At 60.8% G+C, this 17,108-nt stretch carries 15 protein-coding genes and 1 tRNA gene; 14 read left to right on the top strand and 2 right to left on the bottom strand.

Features of this window, described 5'->3' with window-relative positions:
* Positions 1 to 44 precede the first annotated feature (44 nt).
* From VLJ37_11450 to VLJ37_11400, 11 genes are all read left to right on the top strand, one after another.
* Entirely contained in the window at positions 45 to 2,129 is a 2,085-nt protein-coding gene (locus VLJ37_11450) for an APC family permease (protein HSA60286.1), read from the top strand.
* Positions 2,130 to 2,329: 200 nt separating this feature from the next.
* Positions 2,330 to 3,466: a porin gene (locus tag VLJ37_11445; GenBank protein ID HSA60285.1), complete on the top strand. Its 1,137-nt coding sequence runs from the start codon at positions 2,330 to 2,332 to the stop codon at positions 3,464 to 3,466.
* Between the two features lie 101 nt (positions 3,467 to 3,567).
* Entirely contained in the window at positions 3,568 to 4,899 is a 1,332-nt protein-coding gene (gene amt, locus VLJ37_11440; GenBank protein ID HSA60284.1) for an ammonium transporter, read from the top strand.
* Between the two features lie 33 nt (positions 4,900 to 4,932).
* Entirely contained in the window at positions 4,933 to 5,271 is a 339-nt protein-coding gene (locus VLJ37_11435; GenBank protein ID HSA60283.1) for a P-II family nitrogen regulator, read from the top strand.
* 221 nt (positions 5,272 to 5,492) lie between these two features.
* A complete protein-coding gene (locus tag VLJ37_11430; GenBank protein HSA60282.1) occupies positions 5,493 to 6,947 on the top strand; it encodes an ammonium transporter in 1,455 nt (484 codons plus the stop codon).
* 15 nt (positions 6,948 to 6,962) lie between these two features.
* The gene (locus VLJ37_11425; protein ID HSA60281.1) at positions 6,963 to 7,301 is read left to right on the top strand and encodes a P-II family nitrogen regulator; all 339 of its coding nucleotides are present in this window, start codon (positions 6,963 to 6,965) and stop codon (positions 7,299 to 7,301) included.
* A 67-nt stretch (positions 7,302 to 7,368) separates the two neighbouring features.
* Positions 7,369 to 7,707, top strand: a complete 339-nt coding sequence (locus VLJ37_11420) for a P-II family nitrogen regulator (GenBank protein HSA60280.1) — start codon at positions 7,369 to 7,371, stop codon at positions 7,705 to 7,707.
* A 30-nt stretch (positions 7,708 to 7,737) separates the two neighbouring features.
* Positions 7,738 to 9,159, top strand: a complete 1,422-nt coding sequence (gene glnA / locus VLJ37_11415) for a type I glutamate--ammonia ligase (GenBank protein HSA60279.1) — start codon at positions 7,738 to 7,740, stop codon at positions 9,157 to 9,159.
* 113 nt (positions 9,160 to 9,272) lie between these two features.
* Positions 9,273 to 10,340, top strand: coding sequence for a DsbA family protein (locus tag VLJ37_11410; GenBank protein ID HSA60278.1), 1,068 nt, complete (start codon positions 9,273 to 9,275; stop codon positions 10,338 to 10,340).
* Positions 10,341 to 10,351: 11 nt separating this feature from the next.
* Entirely contained in the window at positions 10,352 to 11,644 is a 1,293-nt protein-coding gene (gene serS, locus VLJ37_11405) for a serine--tRNA ligase (GenBank protein HSA60277.1), read from the top strand.
* 22 nt (positions 11,645 to 11,666) lie between these two features.
* Positions 11,667 to 12,119: a peroxiredoxin gene (locus VLJ37_11400; protein ID HSA60276.1), complete on the top strand. Its 453-nt coding sequence runs from the start codon at positions 11,667 to 11,669 to the stop codon at positions 12,117 to 12,119.
* On the opposite strand, the gene VLJ37_11395 is transcribed toward VLJ37_11400, so the two are convergent.
* Together VLJ37_11395 and VLJ37_11390 are read right to left on the bottom strand one after the other, a co-directional pair.
* A complete protein-coding gene (locus tag VLJ37_11395) occupies positions 12,096 to 14,369 on the bottom strand; it encodes a response regulator (GenBank protein ID HSA60275.1) in 2,274 nt (757 codons plus the stop codon). The two genes, VLJ37_11400 and VLJ37_11395, sit on opposite strands and share 24 nt — an antisense overlap.
* The gene (locus tag VLJ37_11390) at positions 14,366 to 15,712 is read right to left on the bottom strand and encodes a sigma-54 dependent transcriptional regulator (GenBank protein HSA60274.1); all 1,347 of its coding nucleotides are present in this window, start codon (positions 15,710 to 15,712) and stop codon (positions 14,366 to 14,368) included. The genes VLJ37_11395 and VLJ37_11390 overlap by 4 nt, the downstream gene beginning before the upstream one ends.
* Before the next feature lie 470 nt (positions 15,713 to 16,182).
* On the opposite strand from VLJ37_11390, the gene VLJ37_11385 reads away from it, so the two are divergent.
* From VLJ37_11385 to VLJ37_11375, 3 genes are all read left to right on the top strand, one after another.
* Positions 16,183 to 16,269, top strand: a tRNA-Ser gene (locus VLJ37_11385).
* Positions 16,270 to 16,271: 2 nt separating this feature from the next.
* Positions 16,272 to 16,655, top strand: a complete 384-nt coding sequence (gene crcB / locus VLJ37_11380) for a fluoride efflux transporter CrcB (protein ID HSA60273.1) — start codon at positions 16,272 to 16,274, stop codon at positions 16,653 to 16,655.
* 19 nt (positions 16,656 to 16,674) lie between these two features.
* Positions 16,675 to 17,034, top strand: a complete 360-nt coding sequence (locus tag VLJ37_11375; protein ID HSA60272.1) for a DUF190 domain-containing protein — start codon at positions 16,675 to 16,677, stop codon at positions 17,032 to 17,034.
* Positions 17,035 to 17,108 lie beyond the last annotated feature (74 nt).

Here is a 17,108-nt window from a genome sequence, read left to right as displayed (position 1 = left end):
TTCTTGACAATTTCTTAACACCTCGCGTAGGACCCCCACCCACTGTGCCGAACACCCAGCAGCTTCCCGAAAGCTTTTGGTCCCGGGTCCGGCATGCGATCCTAGGGCCCGCGCGCAACGTCTACGATCCCTCCCTCGGCCATCACATCTCCCTGGTTCCGCTGCTCGCCTGGATCGGTTTGGGCGCCGACGGCATGTCCTCGTCGGCCTACGGACCGGACGAGGCCTTCCGGGCGCTGGGGGCGCATACCTATCTGGCGCCTTTCTTAGTCTTGGCCACGGCTTTGACGATCTTCATCATCGCCCTGTCCTATAGCAAGATTATCGAGCACTTTCCCCAGGGAGGCGGCGGTTACCTCGTAGCGACGAAACTCTTGGGGAACGCGGCGGGTGTCACCTCCGGAGCGGCCCTGCTCGTCGACTACGTCCTCACCATCACGGTCTCGATTTCCGCCGGCGGCGACGCCATCTTCAGCCTCCTGCCCCTCGATTGGCAGCCCTACAAGATCCTGGTCGAGTTCGCGACCATCTTCGTCCTGATGATCACCAATCTCCGGGGCGTCAAGGAATCGGTCAAGATGCTCATCCCGATCTTCGTCCTCTTCCTCGTCACGCACGCCGTCTTGATCGGCGGGAGCCTCTTCTTTCACTTGGGCGATGTGGGCGGGGTCGTCGGCGACACCCGGCAAAGGTTTCAGGAAGGGGTCTCGTCCCTCGGGGCTTGGGGGCTCTTTCTCGTCTTTATCCGTGCCTATTCCATGGGCGGCGGCACGTACACCGGGATCGAGGGCGTCTCCAACGGCATGGGGGTCTTACGGGATCCCAAGGTGGAGACCGGCAAGAAAACGATGATTTATATGGGAGTTTCGCTCGCCGTGACGGCCGGCGGACTCCTTTTGAGCTACATGCTTTTGCGGATACAGCCTGTGTACGGCCAGACGTTGAATGCCACGTTATCCACAACCCTCTTCGGCGATTTCACCCTGGGGGGACTTCCCGTCGGGCACTGGTTCGTCTGGTCCACCATGTTCGCGGCGGCCCTCCTGCTGCTCGTCGCGGCCCAGACCGGTTTCATCGACGGCCCGCCGGTCATGGCGAACTTGGCCTCCGATCTCTGGCTCCCCCGGCGTTTCGCGACGTTGTCAGACCGCCTGACCATCCAACGGGGCGTCATCCTGATGGGAGTGGCCGCGCTCGCGACGCTGGCCTACACGCGCGGCGACGTCCGGATGCTGGTGGTCATGTATTCCATCAACGTCTTCGTGACCTTTTCCCTCTCCCAACTCGGCATGTGCCGGTTCTGGATCCAACGGATGAAGGGGAACTTGCGTTCCCCCTGGCTGAGGAATCTTTTTCTCCACGGCGTCGGCTTCATCCTGTGCGCCGGCATTCTGCTCGTCATGGTAATCGAAAAGTTCACGGAGGGGGGCTGGGTGACCGTCGCGGTGACGCTGGCCCTCATCCTTCTCTGCAAAGTCATCCGAAAGCACTACCGCAACGTGGCCGCACTGGTGCTGGAGATCGGTGAGACGTTCGAGGGGATTCCGATGGTTCCGAGCGGAAAGCAGGACAAGGGCGCCAGGGTTCCGAAGGTCGATCCCACGAAGCCCACGGCCGTTATCTTGGTGGGCGGCGGACACAGCCGGATGGGCATCCATACCCTCTTCACGATCTTCCGTCTCTTCCCCCACACCTTCCACAACGTGGTCTTCCTCTCGATCGGCGTGATCAACTCGGAATTTTTCAAGGCCGACCACGGCGTGAAGGAGATGGAGGAGAGGGTCATGGAGTCGCTGAAGTATTACGTCGATCTGGCTCACGGGCTCGGCATACCGGCCGAAGCCGCCTTCCGCGTGGGCACCGACGTGGTGAGCGAAGCCGCCGATCTGTGCATCGAGCTTTCACGGCAATATTCCGGCGCCGTGTTTTTCGGCAGCGAGCTCGTCTTTCAGGAGCCCAAGTGGTACCACCGCATCCTTCACAACGAGACGGCCTACGCCATCCAGCGCCGCCTCCGATTCGCCGGACTTTCCGTCGTCATCCTGCCCATTCTGCTCTTCGAGAAGCCCGAGAAACGCGAAGAAGAGATGTCCGAGATCATGGTCTATCGGGGCGTGAAGCGTCACTAAAAAGACGAAAATATGGGCTCTGCCTAGGAAACAGGCAACTCGGGGATCGCCGCGCCTTCCAAACAATTAAGATATTTTAACGGGTTACACGTACTTCGGCGGTTGACGCGCCATGGCATGCGGGTTGCACTGCGCTGCTTCCAAGGGAGAGATTTCAGGGCAAATCTCTCCCGCAATCATTCTCTCTTAAGGAGGTTCGTATGAAGACGAGCAGGGACAGAAGCAAGGGCAGGGCGCTTGCGCTGCTGGCGGCGGGGCTGATGGCCTTGTCCTCCACGGCGTTCGCGGAAGAAGAGTCGGGGTCGGCGTCCTTCTGGGACAAGACCAAGGTGACGGGCAATTTCGCCACGAGTTACAACTTCAACTTCAACAACCCGGCGTGTCCGGCGGCCGGGTGCCCGGGGTTGAATACGCTGCGGGTCTTCGACACGCGGCACAACAACTTCGACTTCAACCTGGCGGAGATCGCCATCGAGAACGCGCCGGCCGATTGGGTCAAGTTCAGGCTGGATCTCAACTACGGCGAGGACGTGGCGGCCGTCGACGTCCTGAAGGGCGGCGTCATCGGCGTCGACGAGTTCGGCGTTCAGCAGGCCTATGCCGATCTGACCGCCAACGTCGGCAACGGAATCACCTTCCGTGCCGGGCATTTCGTGACCCCCATTGGCTACGAAGTGATCGAGAGCGCCTACAATCTGAACACGTCCCGCTCGCTCCTTTTTGGATTCGCGATCCCGTTCACCCATACGGGCGTCACCATGACCTATCCCTTTTCGGACAAATTCACCGGGATGGTGGGCGTGGTCAACGGCTGGGACCTGATCGGGGATAACAACAAGGGGAAATCGATCCTGGCCCAACTGGTTTATAAGCCCATCGACACCTTGCTTCTCTCTCTCCAAGGGACCTTTGGGCCGGAGCAGCCCGGCTCCGACGGAAATTTGAGGGGCCTGGTCGACTTCGTCGGCACATGGACCCCGAACGACAAGTGGATCGTCGGCCTCAACTTCGACCTGGGCAAGGAAGAGGGCATCGGCGGCTCCGGCTTCGCCAACTGGTGGGGCGGCGCGGGCTATGTCCACTGGAAGCCCCTGGATTCGTTCGGCCTCACGCTCCGCGGGGAACTCATGCAGGATGACGGCTCCCGCCTCTTGATCGGAACGAACGGCACCGTGGGAGAAGGCACGCTCACCGCTCACTTCTACCTGGGCGACGGCTGGGAGACTCGGATCGAGGCCCGCCACGACCAGGCGGATCGCGGCATCTATCTCAGGTCCAACGGCACGACGCGGAAGTTCCAGGACACCGTCTCGGCGGAAGTGGTGTACGCGTTTTAACTTAAATTCAAGGAGACCTTATGTGGAAGAAACTTAAAGAGGCGGCGACGAAACGAAGCGTCTTCGTTTCACTCGCCGCATTACTGCTGGGGTTGGGCGCCATGCCCACCGCGGCCCATGCCCAAGACGTCGCGTCCCTCAAGATCGCCGCGGACACGGTCTGGACCCTGATCGCCGCGATGCTCGTCTTCTGGATGAACGCCGGGTTCGCGCTGGTGGAGTCCGGGTTCTGCCGCGAGAAGAACTGCGTCAACATCCTGGCGAAGAACTTCATCGTCTTCGCCATCTCGTCAGTCGCCTATTGGGTCATCGGTTACGGGCTCATGTACGGCAACGGCACCGGCTTCATCGGCAAGGAGGGTTTGTGGTTCCTTGGGGGCGCCGACAACAGCCCGGCAACGGCCGACGCCTATCAAGGTGCCTACGCGGCGCTCAACTGGACGGGTGTTCCGCTCATGACGAAGTTTTTTTTCCAGCTTGTATTCGCGGGAACGGCCGCGACGATCGTGTCCGGTGCCGTGGCCGAGCGCATCAAGTTCCTTTCGTTCATCATTTTCTCGTTCATTTTAGTCGGTCTCATGTATCCGATCACCGGCCACTGGATCTGGGGCGGCGGTTGGCTGGCGAGCAAGGGATTCTTTGACTTCGCCGGGTCGACGGTCGTTCACTCCATGGGCGGCTGGGCGGCATTGGCGGGCGTTCTCCTCTTGGGCGCGCGCCACGGAAAGTACAAGGACGGCAAGATGTACCCGATTCCGGGGCACAACATGTCGACGGCCACGCTGGGCGCCTTGATCCTCTGGCTCGGCTGGTTCGGATTCAATCCGGGTTCCACGATGGCGGCGGATCCGACCCTGATCGGCCACATCGCGGTCACGACCAACATGGCCGGAGCGGTCGCCACTTTGACGGCGACGATCACGGCGTGGGTCCTCCTCGGCAAGCCCGACATCGGCATGATCCTGAACGGCACCCTGGCCGGTTTGGTGGCGATCACGGCCCCTTGCGCCTGGGTGACGCCGACCGGCGCCTTGCTCATCGGCGCCGTTGCCGGCGTCCTCGTTGTTCTCTCGGTCATGATGTTCGACAAGCTGAAGATCGATGATCCCGTCGGTGCGACGTCCGTCCATCTCGTGAACGGCATCTGGGGGACCTTGTGCGTCGGTCTCTTCGCCGCACCGGGCCTCGCGGGGGGCAATGCGCAGCCCAAGATCGGCCTCTTCTACGGAGGCGGCGCGGAACAGTTCCTCATCCAGCTGACCGGCGTCGCGGCGGTCGGGGCGTTCACGTTCGCCTTATGCCTCGTCGCCTGGGCCATCATCAAGTTCACGATCGGCATGCGCGTCAGCCTCGAGGAGGAGGTCGAGGGTCTGGACTTCGGTGAACATGGAAACCGGGCCTATCCGGACTTCCAGACGGTCCAGGGTCATTGACATGGGCCGTAAATTTAAAACGGAGGCATTCTTATGAAGAAGATCGAAGCGATCATCAAGCCGTTCAAGCTTGATGAGGTGAAGGAGGCCCTCCAAAAGGCCGGTATTCAGGGCATGACCGTCTCGGAGGTGAAGGGTTTCGGGCGGCAGAAGGGTCACACGGAGCTCTACCGGGGCGCGGAGTACATCGTCGATTTCCTCCCGAAGGTGAGGCTGGAGATCGTCGTGGACGACGCCCAGGCCCAAGGTGCCGTCGAGGCCATTTCGAAGGCCGCCAAGACGGGGAAGATCGGAGACGGGAAGATCTTCATCTCGTCCCTGGAAGAGGTCGTGCGCATCCGCACGGGCGAGACCGGCAAGGCGGCGGTTTAAGTCAACTGCGAGCGGAGAGCATGCGAGTGGCTCTCTCACACCTGGCTCCCGCAATGGGGTGGGAGCCAGGTGCTTTTTTAGTAGGCAATGCATGCGAATTAGGCTTGCACGCACTTTCGGCAATTTCTTCGTTCTTTGAAAATACAAGGGCTTAGGGATTTCTCTCCTTCGGCATGAAATTTGCTTAGCGGCAAATCGACGAAAGGGAGGGGAGAGGCTCTATGACTCGCAAACTCGCAGTGATCTTCGTGGCGACGATGGCCCTTGTGACGGGTTTGGTCGCAAGCGCCGGAATCTCGACGGCCCAGCAAAGGGCGGAACCTTCGATCGAACAACGTGTCGCCGACCTCGAGGCCTACGTCAACAACGGCGGCCGCGGTGCCGATGCGGCGAACGCCGCCGTCTCGTCCAAGATCGGCGGCGCCGGTCCCGGGCACAACGCCTGGATGATGACCTCGGCGGCGCTGGTTCTGTTCATGACCCTGCCGGGTCTGGCTCTCTTCTACGGCGGGTTGGTCCGGTCCAAGAACGTCCTCTCCGTGCTGGCCCAATGTCTGGGCATTGCGGGCCTCGTGACGATCCTCTGGTGGGCGTTCGGTTATAGCTGGGTCTTTTCGGCCGGCAGTCCTTTCTTGGGGGACATGAGTTTCGCGTTCTTCAAGGGGGTCGATTCCAATCCCAACACGAACTACTCGTATTGGGTTTCTCACAACCTCTTTGCGATGTATCAAATGATGTTCGCGATCATCACGCCGGCCCTGATCATCGGCGCCATCGCGGAACGCATGAAGTTCGCGGCGATCTTGGTGTTCGTGGCGCTCTGGATGATCGTCGTCTACTTCCCGCTCGCCCACATGGTGTGGGGCATCGACGGGCTGATGAACGGCGTCTGGAACGCGAACGCCGCCATCAAGTCGGTCGACTTCGCCGGAGGGACGGTCGTGCACATGTCCTCGGGCTGGTCGGCCTTGATCCTCTGCCTGATGCTCGGCAGGCGACTGGGTTTCGGCAAGGATGCGATGCCTCCGCACAGCATGGTCCTCTGCATGGTGGGCACGGGCATGCTCTGGGTCGGATGGTACGGATTCAACGCGGGCAGCGCGGTGGCGGCCGACGGAATCGCGACCAACGCCTTCATGACGACGACGATCGCCGCGGCGGTGGCGTCGTTCTCGTGGGCCTTGGCCGAGTGGATGACCAAGAAACATCCGAGCGTTTTGGGCTTCTGTTCCGGCGCGGTGGCCGGCCTCGTCGTTGTCACACCGGCCGCGGGATTCATCGATCCGTCGGGCGCGGTCATCATCGGCGTTCTGGCGGGTCTCATCCCGTTCATCGCGTGCTGGAAGCTCAAGGCCTGGTTGGGCTATGACGACGCGCTCGACACCTTCGGCGTCCACGCCGTGGGCGGCACGTTGGGCGCCTTCCTGACCGGCATCCTGGCGACGGCCGACGTCAACGGGAACCTGAACACGAACCTGAAGGACCTCGTGGGCAACACGCTGTGGATCGAGCAGCTGAAGGCGATGGGTCTGACGCTCTCGCTCTCGGTCGTCGGGACGGTCGTGATCGGATTCATCGTCAAGATGGTCATCGGCCTGCGTCCGGAGGCGGAAGTCGAGCGCCAGGGACTGGATCTGAGCGAACATGGCGAAGAAGGCTACATTTTGGCCCGATAATCTAAGGAGATTTCTATGAAAAAGATCGAAGCGATCATCAAACCGTTCAAGCTGGATGAGGTGAAGGAGGCCCTCCAGAAGATGGGGGTCCAGGGAATGACGGTCTCCGAGGTCAAGGGTTTCGGGCGGCAAAAGGGCCATACGGAACTCTACCGGGGCGCGGAGTACATCGTCGACTTCCTGCCGAAGGTGAGGCTGGAGATCGTGGTGGACGACCCCCAGGCCCAGCCGGCGGTCGAGGCGATCGTCAAGGCGGCGAAAACCGGCAAGATCGGGGATGGCAAGATCTTCATCTCCAGCCTGGACGAAGTCATCCGCATCCGGACGGGAGAAACCGGGAAATCGGCCATATAAGCGCTGGACACAGGCGAAAACAGCGTGCTACGAAGCCCGAGTTTTTGACCCGAAAGGCGGTACGAGCGTGAAGAAAATCGAAGCGGTCATCAAGCCCTTCAAGCTGAACGATGTCAAAGAGGCCCTGCAGGCCGTCGGTGTCCAAGGCATGACCGTCTCGGAGGTCAAGGGTTTCGGGCGGCAGAAGGGCCATACAGAGCTTTACCGCGGCGCGGAGTACGTCGTGGACTTCTTGCCCAAGGTGAAGCTTGAAGTGATCGTCTCCGACAACCTGGTGCAGGCCTCGATCGACGCGGTGATCAAGGCGGCCAAGACGGGTCGGATCGGGGACGGCAAGATCTTCGTATCCACGATCGAGGAAGTGATCCGGATCCGGACCGGAGAGACCGGCAAGGATGCCGTTTAATTCATCAGCCTTTTAAGGAGGATAAAAAACATGACACCCAAAGAAATCCTGGCGTTCGCCAAGGAAAACAAGGTCCGGATGGTCGACTTCAAGTTCATCGACCTGCCCGGGGTTTGGCAGCATTTTTCCGTGCCCATTTCGCAACTCTCGGAGTCCAGCTTCGAAGACGGTTTCGGCTTCGACGGCTCCTCGATCCGCGGCTGGCAGCCGATCAACGCGTCCGACATGCTCATTATCCCGGACGCCTCCACGGCCGTGCTCGACCCCTTCTGCGAGCACCCGACGCTCTCCTTCATCTGCGACATCACCGATCCGATCACCAAGCAGTGCTACAGCCGCGATCCCCGTTACATCGCCAAGAAGGCGGAGGCCTACGTGAAGTCGACGGGCATCGGTGACACGATCTACTTCGGTCCCGAGGCCGAGTTCTTCGTCTTCGACTCCGTCCGGTTCGACCAGACGGCGAACGCGGGCTACTACTATGTGGATTCCGTAGAAGGCCGCTGGAACTCCGGCAAGGAAATCCTGCCGGACGGCAAGACCAACCTGGGCTACCAGCCGCGCATCAAGGAGGGCTATTTCCCCGTCGCCCCGACGGACACCCTGCAGGACATCCGGACGGAGATGGTTCTGGAGCTCGAGAAGCTCGGAATCATCGTCGAGGCACAGCATCACGAGGTGGCGACGGCCGGGCAGTGCGAGATCGACATGCGCTTCGACACCCTCACGAAGATGGGCGACAAGCTCATGTGGTTCAAGTACGTGCTCAAGAACGTCGCGCGCCGTCACGGCAAGACGGTGACCTTCATGCCCAAGCCCCTCTTCGGCGACAACGGCTCCGGCATGCACTGCCATCAGTCCATCTGGAAGGGCGACAAGCCGCTCTTCGCCGGCGACAAGTACGGCGGGATGTCGGAAATGGCGCTCCATTATATCGGCGGCGTTCTCAAGCACGCCAAGACCATCGCGGCTTTTTCGAACCCGACGACGAACTCCTACCGCCGTTTGGTCCCGGGATACGAGGCCCCGGTCAATCTGGCCTATTCGGCTCGTAACCGCTCCGCCGCCGTTCGTATTCCCATCGTCAATTCGCCCAAGGCGAAGCGCATCGAGGTTCGTTTCCCCGATCCGTCGTCGAACGGTTATCTCACGTTTGCGGCCCTCTGCATGGCGGGTCTCGACGGCATCCAGAACCGGATTGACCCGGGCCAGGCCCTCGAGAAGGACATCTACTCCCTTTCTCCCGAGGAGCTCTCGAAGGTTCCCCAGATGCCGGGAGGTCTTGATCAGGCCCTGAACGCCCTCGAGGAGGATCACGCCTTCCTAATGAAGGGCGACGTGTTCACGGAGGACCTGATCCGCAAGTGGATCGATTACAAGACGGAAAACGAGCTCGACCCGGTCCGTCTCCGTCCGGTGCCGTACGAGTTCGCGCTCTATTTCGACATCTAAATTCAGGTAGGGGCGGGGTCACCCCGCCCCCGCACGACTTTCAGAAAGCCCCGGCTGCTTGACGCAGCCGGGGCTTTCCTTTACATTCGTTTCCTCCAAGGAGACGAACCCCCATGAAAAAAGCCCTCTTCGCCGTTCTGTCCGTGGCCCTTTTGGCCGGCTGCGATGCCATGTGCAAGAAGGACAAGGTGTCCGCGGCTTCCGGCGGCGTGGCGCAACCGTCGGCCGCTCCCTCCGAACCGGCTTCGGCGGGCGGCGTCTTGGCCCGTCTGGATGGGAAGGACATCACGGAGGAGGACGTCGCGAAGGCGGCCGGACCGAAGCTCCAGCAAGCGGAGATGGATCTCTACGACGCGCGCAAGGACGCGATCGACCAGATCATCGACGATCGCCTGATTGAAGAGGCGGCGGGCAAGGAAGGGGCGGGCAAGGCGGACTTTCTGAAAAAGAACGTCTTCGACAAGATCAAGATCGAGGACAAGGAAATCGAGACATTCTACAACGAGAACAAGGCGCAGATGCAGGGCAAGACGCTGGACGACGTGAAGGGCAACATCCGCGGCTACTTGTACCGCGAGAAGCACCAGAAGGTTTACGGCGACTTGATCACGTCGCTCCGGAAGAAGGCGGACGTGGCGATCCTCATCAAGGCCCCGAGGGTCGAGATCGAGGAGGGAGACAATCCGGCGATCGGTCCCAAGGACGCCCCGGTCAAGATCGTGGAGTTCACGGACTACCAGTGCCCGTTTTGCGGAAAGTCACGGCCGACCGTCAACCAGATCTTGGCCGAATACAAGGGCAAGGTGCGTTACGTTCTGAGGGATTTCCCGCTGTCGTTCCACAAGGACTCCGCGAAGGCCCACGAGGCGGCGCGGTGCGCGGGCGAGCAGGACAGGTACTGGGAGATGAACAAAAAGCTGTTCGAGAACCAGCGCGCGATCAAGCCGGAGGATCTGAAGAAATACGCGCAGGAAATCAAGGTGAAGATGGATAAATTCGAGCAATGTCTGGATTCCGGCAAGTACGCCGATGCGATCAAGCAGAACCAGGAATACGGCGAAAAAGTGGGCGTCAGCGGGACGCCCGCCTTCTTCATCAACGGACGCATGATCTCCGGGGCCAGGCCGTTCTCCTCCTTCAAGGAGATCATCGACGACGAGCTCCGGAACGCAAACAACTAGTCCCAGCCCGCATGCTTGACCTCCGTTACGTCCTCGACAATCTTTCGGCCGTCCGCGAGAAGCTCTCCTCGCGGGGAGGGACCTACGATCTCTCCGGGATCGAGCGCCTGAATCAAGAAAGGCGCGCCCTCCAAAAGGAGCACGACGACCTCCGCTTCGAGCAGAACCGGGTTTCCGCCGAGGTCGCCCGTCTTAAAAAGGAGAAAAAGCCGGCCGACGAGGTTCTGGCGAAAACCAAGCAGCTCTCCGAGCGCGTGAAGGCGTTCGCTGATAGGATGGCGTCGGTCGAGGCGAGCCTTCAAGGCGAGCTTCTTCAGATACCGAACTTGCCTCATGCGTCCGTGCCCGTCGGGAAGGGCGTCGAGGACAACGTCGAGATCCGGCGATGGGGCGAGATCCCCAAGTTTGCCTTCAAACCCAAGGCTCATTGGGAGATCGGGGAGTCGCTGGGCATCCTGGATTTCGAGCGGGCGGCGAAGGTGAGCGGGGCGCGGTTCACGGTCTATCGAAACTTGGGTGCCGCCTTGGAGCGGGCCCTCATCAGCTTCATGATCGAGCTGCACGTGAAGGAGCGAGGTTATGAGGAAATACTTCCCCCGTTTCTCGTGAACGCTCAGAGCCTTTTGGGGACGGGTCAATTGCCCAAGTTCGAAGCGGACCTTTTCAAGACGACGGCCGGCTACTATCTGGCGCCGACGGCCGAGGTGCCGGTCACGAACCTCCATCGTGATGAGATCCTCGACGCGGCGCAGTTGCCGATTTCGTACACGGCCTACACGCCTTGTTTCCGGAGCGAGGCGGGCGCGGCGGGCAAGGACACGCGGGGCTTGATCCGCCAGCACCAGTTCAACAAGGTGGAGCTGGTCAAGTTCGCGAAACCCGAGGAGTCCTACGACCAGCTGGAAAGACTCACGTCGGACGCGGAGGAAGTCTTGAAGCGTCTTGGCCTCGCCTACCGCGTGATGGCTCTTTGCACAGGCGACATGGGTTTCTCCTCGGCCAAGACCTACGACATCGAGGTTTGGTTCCCGGGGCAGCCCACCGCCGCCGGCGGATCAGGCGGTTACCGCGAGATTTCCTCCTGCTCGAACTTCGAGGACTTTCAGGCCCGGCGGGCCAATATCCGCTTCCGGCGCGGAGGCGCCGGCTCCAAGGACAAGCCGGAGTTCGTGCACACCCTGAACGGTTCGGGTCTTGCCGTCGGCCGCACCGTCGCCGCGATTTTGGAAAACTATCAAGATGAAAAAGGCGTCGTCGTTCCCGAGGCGCTGCGTCCGTACCTGGGCGTGGATCGCATCCATTAGCGTTTTATTGGGAGGGTGTTCCATGGGATTGCGTGCCGGAGAAGCGGCCCCGGATTTTTCCTTGAAAGACCAGTCCGGAACCGCCGTCCGGCTCTCCGATTTCAAGGGCAAGAAGGCCGTCGTCCTTTATTTCTATCCCAAGGACGACACCCCCGGCTGCACGGCCGAGGCCTGTCTGTTCCGGGACAGCTTCCAGGTATTCTCGGACGCGGGGGCCGAGGTGTTGGGCGTGAGCGGCGACAACCCGGCGTCGCACAAGCAATTCGCCGCCAAATACCGTTTGCCGTTCCGGCTCCTGAGCGACGAGGGCGATGCGGTCCGGAAGGCATACGGCGTTTCCTCGACGCTCGGACTTCTTCCCGGACGCGTGACGTTCGTGATCGACAAGCGGGGCGTCGTGCGCCACGTCTTCTCATCGCAATTCCGGCCGAAGAAGCACGTGGACGAGGCGCTAGAGATTCTGAAGCAGCTGTGAAAGGCGGCCGAGACTCGACTCCAGCCGGGCGATGAGCGCGGCGGTCCCTTCGGTCTTTCCCTCGCGTCCCATGCGTTCGAGTTCCGCGGCGTCCTCAAAGGCCTCTTGGTACCGGAAGTTGCCCACGCTCCCGCGCAAGGCGTGGGCGGCGTGCTCCAGAGCGCGGGCGTCGTTGCGGCTGACCGCATTGCGGATCTCCCCCTGAAGGCGCTTCCGGTCCTCTTCGAAAAGGGCGACGACCCTTTTGAGGAATTCCCGGTCCCCTCCCAGGCGCTCCGCGATCTCGCCCGGAGTCCAATCGACGCCGGATGTTCCCGCCTTGCGCGCAAACCGATCGATCGTCGCGAGGAGTTTTTGAGTATCGATCGGTTTGGTGAGATAATCGTCCATCCCCGCCTTCAAGGCCTTTTCCCTGTCGTCGGACAGCGCGTGTGCCGTCATCGCGATGACGGGGATGTGCTTTCCCGCTGTCTTTTCAAGTTCGCGGATGCGCCGCGTGGCCTCCAATCCGTCCATCAGGGGCATCTGGACGTCCATCAGAACGAGATCGAAGTTTCCTTTTCGGATCATTTCGAGGGCCTCGAGTCCGTTCCGGGCCACGGTCACGCGATGGCCCCTCTTTTCGAGAATGGTGACCGTCACGACCTGGTTGACCGGCGTGTCCTCCGCGAGAAGGATGTGTAAAGGCGCCGCGGCCTCGACGGGGACGGTTCGGTCTTCCCGGGGAAGGACGGTCCCCGCGGCCGGTCGGGCGAAGGCGAGCGTGACGTGGAAGCGGCTGCCGTGCCCTTCCTCGCTCTCCACCCAGACGCGTCCCCCCATCATCCTGACCAGTTTGGCTACGATCGAGAGCCCCAATCCCGTACCCCCGTACCTCCGCGTGATGGAGGTGTCCGACTGGGTGAAAAGATCGAAGACGGCGCTTTGCTTGTGGCGCGGGATGCCGATGCCGGTGTCGGACACCGAGATCCTGAGCCGCGCCGATTCCGAATCCTCCAACTCCCTGACGATGTCCACGGCGACACCGCCCTTCTCGGTGAATTTCAGCGCGTTTCCGAGCAGATTCGCGAGGATCTGTCGGAAGCGGCCGGGGTCGCCCAGGAGGAGAGGGGGAACGGCGGGGTCGATCCTTGACTCCAGGCTCAATCCCTTGGCCTCCGCGCGGAAACGGAAGGACTTGAGCGCGCTCTCGACGCAATCGGGTACGGAGAAGGGCAGGGATTCCAGGACCAATCTTCCCGCCTCGATCTTGGACAGATCCAAGATGTCGTTCAGGAGGGCCGACAGGTCGAGCGAGGATTCCTTCAGGGTTTCGAGGAATTCCTTCTGGCGCGCGGTCAGATCGGTCTCGCTCATGAGGTCGATCATGCCGATGACGCCGTTCAAGGGAGTACGGATCTCATGGCTCATATTGGCCAGGAATTCGCTCTTGGCGACGTTCGCGGCCTCCGCTGCGATTTTTGCGTGCACAAGCTCCTCCTCCACTTTTTGCCGGCGGAGAATGTGCGAACGGAGGGTGGCGATGACGCTCACCGACGAGCCGAAAACGCCGAGCAGGACCGCGAGAAATCCGATGACGGCGAAACGTCCCCTCCGGATCGCCGTCAGCCAATTGCTGGCGGCGTAGTCGACGCCGAGAACCGCGTCAACCCGCCCCTGCGCGTCCCTCATGGGGACGTACGCGCTGACCCAAGTCCCCCATCGGTCGGTGACGGGCACCGAGTCGAAGAGCTTTTCTCCGAGGAAGGCCCTTCGAAGGGGTTCATGGGCTTCCCCGTACACCTCCCCGATCGCGGTGCGGCTTTCGCGTTCTCCCTCATAGACGCCGTTCCTGTCATAGTCGGTTTCGGAATCCACGATGAGGACGATCTGTCCCGTCGGTGATTTCTTGAAGGTGTAGATGTCGTGCACGAGGGGATTGAGCCCCAGCCAGCGGATTTGTGCGTCGATCATCGAGAGATAGAGGGGGTCCGAAGGGCTCGTGTGAAGCCCCACGCGTTCGTGGCCCATCCGGGCCAACTCCATCGCGTAGGTGGGCGCGAAGCCCTCGACCATGTTCTGGATGCGCTTTTTCTCGTGGTTTCCCGCCGCGCCGACCAGAAACCATCCGGCGAAAAGCGCCAGAACGACGAAAATCCAGGCGCCGGGCGGAAGCCTGCTTTCGCGGTCCGGCCGACGGAGCCAGACGTCGATCGCCGCGAACGCGGACAGCGCGGCGGCGGCGAACAGCGAATAGTCCAGCGGGATCATTTTTTGAGGCCGATTTCGTACCTTTCAAGGCGGCGGTACACCGTGCCGCGGCTGATGCCGAGGGTGCGCGCGGCCCGTGAGACGTTGCCGCCGGACTGGCGCAGGGCCTGAAGGAGGAGCTGTTGTTCGAGCTCTTTGAGGGAAGAGATGCCGCCGCCGTTATCGGAACCGGCCGCGGGCGCGGGGCGGGGCGGGTTCACGTTGAAATCCGTGACGGCCAAGCGCGGCTCCTTGCCGAAGACCACGGCGCGTTCCACCACATTCTGAAGTTCGCGGACGTTGCCGGGCCAAGAATAAGCCGAAAGCGTTTCCACGATCTCCGGCGATAGCTTTTCGAACCGCTTTTCCGCCTTGTCGCCGAATTGGCGGATGAAATGCTCCAAGAGGAGAGGGATGTCCTCCTTGCGGTCGCGGAGCGGGGGCACCGTGACGGGCAGGACGTTCAGCCGGTAGAAGAGATCTTCGCGGAAGTGGCCCTGGGCGATGGCGTCCTCCAGATTCCGGTTGGTCGCGGCGATGACGCGCACGTCCACCTTGACGGATTTGGTTCCGCCGACCCGCTCGAATTCCTGGCCTTGCAGGACGCGGAGGAGCTTGACTTGAAGCTCCGGCGCGATTTCCCCGATTTCATCCAAAAAGATCGTGCCCTGGTCCGCCAGCTCGAATATGCCTTTCTTCTCGCGGATCGCGCCTGTGAAGGCGCCGCGTTCATGTCCGAAGAGTTCGCTCTCCAGGAGCGTCGCCGGGATGGCGGCGCAGTTGATGGCGATGAACCGCTGATTGCGCCGCCGGCTCAGCCCGTGGATGATCTCGGCGACGAGCCCCTTGCCCGTTCCCGTTTCGCCCGAGAGCAGGACCGTCGCATCGGAGTTGGCGACCTTGCTGATCTCGCGGATGAGCTTCTTGATTGCGGGCGACTCGCCGATGAGCCGCTTGAGTTCCGCGTTCTCCCGGAACTCGGTCTGGGTCCGCTTGAGGGTCAGCACGTCCAGGAGATGCTGGATCTTGACCGTGAGGAGGGCTTCGTCGACGGGCTTTTTGACGTAGTCGGAGGCCCCGTTCTTGATGGCGGCGACGATGTTCTTGGTCTCCCCCGAGGTGCTCACCATGATGACGGGCAGATCGGGGGCCAAGGCCTTGACCTCGCCGACCGCTTCCACCCCGGAGCGGTCGGGGAGGAAGACGTCCAAGAGCAGGATTTCCGGCTTATGTTTCCTGATTTTCTCCAGCCCATCCCCCGCCGTTTCGGCGGTGGAGACCTGCCACCCTTCTTGCGAGAGGCGTTTGGCGAGCATCGTCAAAAAAATACGGTCGTCATCGACCAAGAGAATTTGTGGTACCACGATGGACACCTCAGTTGGTCCTACCCAAAGGTTGAATCGTACCTTGGTACGGTATGCCAACAGACTAGACGATCCTGCCTCAAATCGGAACATGAATAGGTGGTGACGCTAAAATTTTTCATAAAAAACAAGGTGATAGAGGTTTTATTTATCCATGCTCTATTATGTTCTATATTGTTTTCTTATTTAACACATTAATCCTGACCCGAATAATTTTGTAGAAATATCAGCCATTTGAACTTGGCACCGTTTCTGCTAGCCGAGGGTTGATCTGAACCCTGGAACACTTTTGTCCATTAAGGGGCAGAAGAGTCTCATTTCCGGGGGCGGGCCGGAAAGTTGTCTTCCTGCAAATTTCGTGAGAAAGAGTGAACGAAGTCCAGCTTCGCTGGACGGAGTGAACGATCAGTTCTTTGTAAAACCGATGCGGATAATTAAGGGGAGAGCGTTGATCTCCCCTTAATTCCAAAGGAGGGGTGGCCGAGTGGTTGAAGGCACCAGTCTTGAAAACTGGCATACCGGCAACGGTATCGTGAGTTCGAATCTCACCCCCTCCGCAATGACGCGTTTCCTATACATCTGCCTCGGCGGCGCCCTGGGGACCGGCGTCCGTTACCTCGTGTCGGGTTGGACCCTCCGCGCGATGGGACCCTCCTTCCCGTTCGGCACGTTGGGGGTCAACGTCTTGGGGTCGTTCCTGATCGGGGCGATCATGCACATCGCGATGTCGACGTCCCTCCTGTCGCCGACGGCGCGTATTTTCCTCACGACGGGAGTCATGGGCGGTTTTACGACGTATTCGAGCTTCAATTACGAGACCGTGCAATATTTTCAAGATGGCGAGATTTTCCGGGCCTTCTTGAATATACTGGTGATGGTCGTTTCCTGTCTTGCGGCGGGGTTTGCGGGTCTGTTCCTGGCCAAACGGCTGCTCGTCTCATGAGAGGCCGAAGGGAGAAAACATGAGGGTTCTCGAGGGGGATCAAGTCATGGTCCGCATCTTCATCGGAGAATCGGACAAATGGCACCATCAGGGCCTGGCCAAGGCCCTGCTTGAAAGACTGAGAAAGGAAGGGTTCGCGGGCGCCACGGTCTTTCACGGCGTCGCCGGTTTCGGCGCACGGAGCGTCTTGCATACAGCCGACATCCTTCGATTGTCGGAAGACTTGCCCGTCGTGATCGAGGTTGTCGATACGGCGGATCAGGTCGAACGGATGAAGCCGATCTTAGACGAGATGATCACGGAGGGCTTGGTCACGTTGGAAAAAGTGCGCGTGCTGAAATACAAGCCGGGCAGCCGTCCTCAGGACCCGCCGAAGTGACGCGCCGGATCGGCATTCCCAGGGCCGTTTTCCCATCCAGATAGCCATTGCTTATTTGATCAAAGCAGACGCGT

The organism is bacterium (assembly GCA_035454885.1).
Classification (GTDB): domain Bacteria; phylum UBA10199; class UBA10199; order JACPAL01.
Note: the sequence above shows the minus strand (reverse complement) of the source record. Positions and strands in the feature narration are given on the sequence as shown.